At 30.2% G+C, this 6,065-nt stretch carries 6 protein-coding genes; all 6 read right to left on the reverse strand.

The window, feature by feature from the left end; genetic code table 11:
* On the reverse strand, positions 1–451 hold a 451-nt coding region (locus tag VK071_09000; GenBank protein HLR35439.1), incomplete at its 3' end, for a CHC2 zinc finger domain-containing protein.
* Between the two features lie 32 nt (positions 452–483).
* Positions 484–1,542, reverse strand: a complete 1,059-nt coding sequence (locus tag VK071_09005) for a deoxyguanosinetriphosphate triphosphohydrolase (GenBank protein HLR35440.1) — start codon at positions 1,540–1,542, stop codon at positions 484–486.
* A 152-nt stretch (positions 1,543–1,694) separates the two neighbouring features.
* A complete protein-coding gene (locus tag VK071_09010; GenBank protein ID HLR35441.1) occupies positions 1,695–2,522 on the reverse strand; it encodes a pyruvate, water dikinase regulatory protein in 828 nt (275 codons plus the stop codon).
* An 11-nt stretch (positions 2,523–2,533) separates the two neighbouring features.
* On the reverse strand, positions 2,534–3,178 hold the full coding sequence (locus VK071_09015) for a helix-turn-helix transcriptional regulator (protein HLR35442.1): 645 nt from the start codon (positions 3,176–3,178) through the stop codon (positions 2,534–2,536).
* An 18-nt stretch (positions 3,179–3,196) separates the two neighbouring features.
* Positions 3,197–5,275 (reverse strand): glycine--tRNA ligase subunit beta, encoded by a 2,079-nt coding sequence (glyS, locus tag VK071_09020; GenBank protein ID HLR35443.1) that lies wholly within the window; start codon positions 5,273–5,275, stop codon positions 3,197–3,199.
* Positions 5,268–6,065 (reverse strand): glycine--tRNA ligase subunit alpha (gene glyQ / locus VK071_09025; GenBank protein HLR35444.1); only part of this gene is annotated, 798 nt, incomplete at its 5' end. The genes glyQ and glyS, both read right to left, overlap by 8 nt.

Here is a 6,065-nt window from a genome sequence, read left to right on the forward strand (position 1 = left end):
AGTTTCTAATAGTACTTTTCCCAATAGACCTATCTGCTAAATATTTTTGTGCTAATTTATCCTGTTGTAAATTTTTAAAATAAAATATTGCTACTTCTCGATTTAAGTTATAAAATTTTTGCTTCTCTTTTTGTTTTTTCACATCTACAGATTTTTCTTCAATTGTTATTCCTGCCATATCTCCTAATAATTTAACAGCTTCAGGGAAGGCTAAATTTTCCATCTTCATAATAAAACTAATTATATCTCCATTTTCGCCACAACCAAAACAATGATAAAATTGCTTTGATGGTGTTATTGTAAAAGATGGAGTCTTTTCACTATGAAAAGGACATAATCCTACATAATTAGAGCCTGTCCGTTTCAAATCAAGATATTGAGATACTATATGGACTATATCATTACTAGAACGAATTCTATCTATAGTTTCTTCACTTATATTTGCTGACATAACAAATCACCTTCATATATTCGACATAAAAGTTAATAATCCTTCTTTTTAATATTTTTCCCAAGGTTTAGGTATGAAAAGATTATAAAAAGTTTAGGTATGAAAAGATTATAAAAAGTTTTAATAGCATACCTGTCCGTCATACCCGCTATATAATCACATACCATATCATCCTTAGGTAAATTGTTTTTTTCATAAAAACTAATATGATCTCTAGGCAATCTATTTAAATTGTTGGTGTAATAATTATATATTTGTGTAATAATATATTTTGCTTTTTCTTCTTCTTTTTTTGCATCTTTATCTAAATAAACATTTTCAAACATAAAATCCCTTAGCTTTTCAGTATTATAATTTATTAAATTACTCATTCTAATTTCTTTTTTACATAAGCTTTCCTCAATAATATCTAAAATCATTGTATTTATACGTTCTCCATGGGTCTCGCCTAATATTTTAATACACTCCTCTGGCAACTGTTCTTTAGAAATTACTCTAGCTCTTATAGCATCATCAATATCATGGTTTATATAAGCAATTCTATCTGCAATTCTAACTAATTCCCCTTCTAGATTCTTAGGTTTATTATTTCCTGAATGATTCAATATTCCATCTCTTACCTCATAGGTTAAATTTAGCCCTATTTTATCTTTATTATGCTCTAAAATATCTACAACCCTTAAACTTTGTTCATTATGTTTAAAACCTTTTGGATGTAATTTATTTAATACAGCCTCACCTGTATGTCCAAAGGGTGTATGCCCTAAATCATGACCTAAGGCTATGGCTTCTGTTAAATCTTCATTTAATTTTAAAGCTCTTGCTAAAGTTCTGGATATTTGGGCAACTTCTAAGGTATGAGTAAGTCTTGTTCTATAATGATCTCCTTCAGGAGCTATAAATACTTGAGTTTTATGTTTTAATCTTCTAAAGGCTTTAGAATGAATAACTCTATCTCTGTCCCTTTGGAACTCTGTCCTAACTTTACATTTTCCTTCCTTTATTAACCTACCTTTTGTATTACTACTAAATATAGCTTGAACAGACAAAGTATCTTTCTCTAACTCTTCAATTCCTTGTCTAATGTTCATATATTTACCCCTTTTCCAAGTTTTAAATAATAAAACCTATCACTAATATATACAACAAACTTGCCTATAATCCTTTATTATTTTTATTCTTTCTATTGTATAAAAAATATACTTACCTAGACAATAAAAGAAGTGCTGCCTTAACAACACTTCTATCTAAACATTTCCTCTCCAAAGTTTTCTTTCATAATATCAATAATCATTCCTGCAGTTTCTTCTACTGCCTTATTTGATACATCTATAGTCTTGCAATTAAGTTTATCCATTATTCTCTTAGAATATTCAAGTTCTGTTTTAATTCTTTCTATACTTGCATAATTAGCATTGTTACTAAGACCTAGTGATTTTAATCTTTCCTGCCTTATTTTATTTAGTTTAATAGGATTTGCCACCAAACCGAAAACCCTTCTTATATCTTTTAAGAACAATTCTTCAGGCGGGGGTACCTCTGGTACTAAAGGCACGTTTGCTACCTTATAATTCTTGTGAGCCAAATACATACTTAATGGTGTTTTAGAAGTTCTAGACACACCAACTAAAATAATATCTGCTTTTTTTATTCCCCTTGAATCCTTCCCATCATCATATTTTACTGCAAATTCTACAGCTTCTACCTTTTTAAAATACTTTTCATCTAACCTTCTAATTAAACCTGATTCCCTCTTAGGTTGATATCCAAGTACCTCTTCAATAGCTGTCAATACTGGGGACATTAAATCAACAGTTGGTATATCAAGTCTTTCCGTTTCCCGTATAATAAATTTCCTTAAAGATTCTATAACTATTGTAAAAACAATAATGGCATTTTCATTTTTAGCCTCTTCTAGTATTTCTGCCATTTGTTCCTCTTCTATAATATATGGAAATCTTCTAAATTCATATTGTTCTGGACTAAATTGGCTTACAGCAGCTTTAGCTACTTGTTCACCAGTCTCTCCAATGGAGTCCGATACTATATAAACTATAATATTCTTCTTCATATGTGACCCCCCTAATCATTTTTCCCAAGTTCAACAAATAACCTTGCTATAGTGGTCTTAGTAATTCTTCCTAGGACTTTATAACCTATTTCTCCATCTTTAGTTTTCACTTCTTCTACTACAGGAAGACTATCTATTTCATGATCTATTATCTTTATAGCAGCTTCAAGTATATTTTCATCTGAAAAAGCCATAACAATATTTGGCATCCTAGTCATAATTACACCTACAGGAATTTTCTCTAAATCTAATCCTCCAATGGCATTTTTCAGAAAATCTTTTCTAGATATTACACCTGTTAATAATCCATTAGATGTTACAACTATAGAACTCACATCTTCTAGAAATAAGGTTACTATTGCATCATAAAGACTAGTTTCTTCATCCACAATTATAGGTACCGATTTTACTTCATCTACTTTTATACCTTTTATTTTATCTGAAAAGAAACTTAGGGCTGTCTTTCCAGTATAAAAATAACCTACATTTGGTCTAGCATCTAATATTCCTGACATTGTTAAAATAGCTAAATCTGGTCTTAGGGTAGCTCTTGTAAGCTTAAGCCTTTTTGCAATAGCTTCACTTGTAATAGGCTGATTATTTTTCACAATATCTATTATTTTTTCCTGTCTATCGTTTAATTGAATATCAATCACCACCCTATCTTGTGATCTTTATTTATAAACTACCTTTGATAAATCACAAATCATAAGCATTGTATTGAATATTTTCTTAAGTAATCCTAATCGGTTGTTTCTAACTTCATCATCATCAACCATTACCATTACTTGGTCAAAGAATTTATCAATTGGTTCTTTGATACTGCTAAATTGTTCTAAGGCTTTGTCATACTCTTTATTATTCAATAATTTCAATACTTCTTCTTCCACTCGGTTAAAGCTTTCATACAAATTGATTTCCTCTTCTTCTATTAGCAACTCTTTAATTACTTCATCATTTTCTGCCTTTTTAGCAATATTTGATACTCTATTAAAAGCCACTAAAGTTTCCTCTATTTCTTCTTTGTCTAACCACAGGCTTAACTTATCTGCTCTTAATTTTAAATCATATACATCATCTATATTTGTCTCTAATACTGCATCTACTATATCATATCTCATGCCCATGTATATGAATAAATTCCTAATTCTATTCTTAAAAAAGCCTTGTATTTCTTTCTTCTTTTCTTCATAATCAAAAATTAAACCATTTTCGTCCACATAAATATATAGTGCATAATCAATAATCTCTCCCAAAGATAGGTTCATTTTTTTATCAAGTAAGATGTTTATAATACCTAAAGCCTGCTTCCTTAAGCCATAGGGATCCTGAGAACCTGTAGGGTGTATACCTATTGCAAAACTACCTGATATTGTATCTAATTTATCAGCTATACTAAGTACTGAGCCAGCTGTTGTAGTTGGATATTTATCACCAGAAAACTTTGGTAAATATTGTTCATATATGGATAAACTCACAATTTCATTTTCACCAGAATTCATGGCATATTGTCTACCCATGGTTCCTTGCAATTCAGCGAATTCATCTACCATAGAAGTAACTAAATCGGCTTTGGACAAATATCCTGCCCTTTTAATATTCTTTTGTGTTTCTTCTCCTACCTCTAGATATTGACCTATCTTTATAGCTAATTTTTGAACTCTAATAGTCTTATCATATAAAGTTCCTAATTCCTCTTGAAATATTGTAGTTTTTAAATTTTCTACATACCCTTCTAAAGGTTTCTTTATATCTTCCAAATAGAAAAACTTAGCATCTTCTAATCTCGCTCCTAATACTTTTTCATTTCCCTTTATAACCATATCTAAATACTCATCATTTCCATTTCTAATAGTAATAAAATATGGAAGTAATTTACCTTTATCATCTTCTACTGGGAAATATCTTAATTGCTCTTTCATTGGAGTTACCACAACTGCTTTGGGGAGCCTTAAGTATTCCTCTTTAATTCGACCAATTATAGGTGTAGGGTATTCTACAATATTTACCACCTCATTTAACAATTCTTCATCAGGCTGTAGATTCCCTCCTTTTTCTTTAGCTAATTTATTACAACCATATTCTATTATTTCTTTTCTCTCATTTTGATTTACTATTACATAATTATCCTTTAACTTATCGAAATATTCATCAACATGGTTAATCACTATATTATTACTTCCTAAAAATCTATGGCCTCTTGTAAAATTATTTGCTACAATACCTTCTAATTTAAAATTAATTACTTTATCATTTAAAATTGAAAGTATCCACCTTATAGGCCTAGCAAACCTTAAATTTTTCCCCCCCCATTTCATAGATCTTGGAAATTGAATACTTTTTATTAAACCTGGAATCTTATCTTTAAGTATCTCATTAACAAGCTTTCCTTTCATAATTTTATTTGCATAAACATATTCTTCCCCTTTATAGTCTTGAAGGATTATTTCTTCAATAGTTACACCTTGGCCTCTCATAAAACCTTCTAAAGCTTTTGTAGGATTAGCATCTTCGTCAAAGGCAATTTTTTTAGCTGGACCCCTATTTAATATTTCTAGATCTTCTTGTTCTTCAGCTATACCATCCACTACTAATACTAGACGTCTAGGAGTTGCATAAACTGAAATATTTTCATATCCTATTCTCTCTTTTTTTAGAAGTTGACCTCCTTTTTCCTTAAGTTGTTCTAAAGCAAGGTCAACATATCTTGCTGGTAATTCTTCCACCCCTATTTCTAATAAATATTTATTCATTTCTATTACCTCCTTTTTTAAGAAGAGGGTAATTCATTTTCTCTCTTTCCTTTAAATATTCTGCAGCCACTAATTTAGCTATATTTCTAACTCTAGATATATAATGGGTTCTTTCATTAACACTAATAGCTCCTCTAGCATCTAAGACATTAAAAATATGACTACATTTCAAGACATAATCATAACTAGGCATTACTAACCCAGATTCTATACATTCTTGTGCCTCTTTTTCATACATATTAAATAATTTTATTAATGCATGAATATCTGCCTTTTCAAAACTATAGACTGATTGTTCATATTCCGCTTGTTTAAATATATCCCCATATTTAATATCTTTATTCCATTGTATGTCAAATATATTATCAACATCTTGAATATACATTGCTATTCTTTCAAGGCCATAAGTTAATTCCGCTGATTCAAGTTCACAATCTATACTTCCAACTTGTTGAAAATAAGTAAACTGAGTGATTTCCATACCATCTAGCCATACTTCCCAACCTAAGCCCCATGCTCCTAATGTAGGTGCTTCCCAATTATCCTCTACAAATCTAATATCATGTTTCAATGGTTCTATACCTATAGCCTCTAAACTTTTTAAATATATATCCTGTACATCTTCTGGTGAAGGCTTTAATATTACCTGCAATTGATGATGTTGATAAACCCTATGAGGATTTTCTCCATATCTTGCATCGTCAGGTCTTCTGGAAGGTTCTATATAAGCTACTTTCCAGGGTTCTGGGCCTAAAGATCTTAAAAATGTATGAGGATTCATAGTTCCTGC

This window comes from Tissierellales bacterium (genome assembly GCA_035301805.1).
GTDB lineage: Bacteria > Bacillota > Clostridia > Tissierellales > DATGTQ01 > DATGTQ01.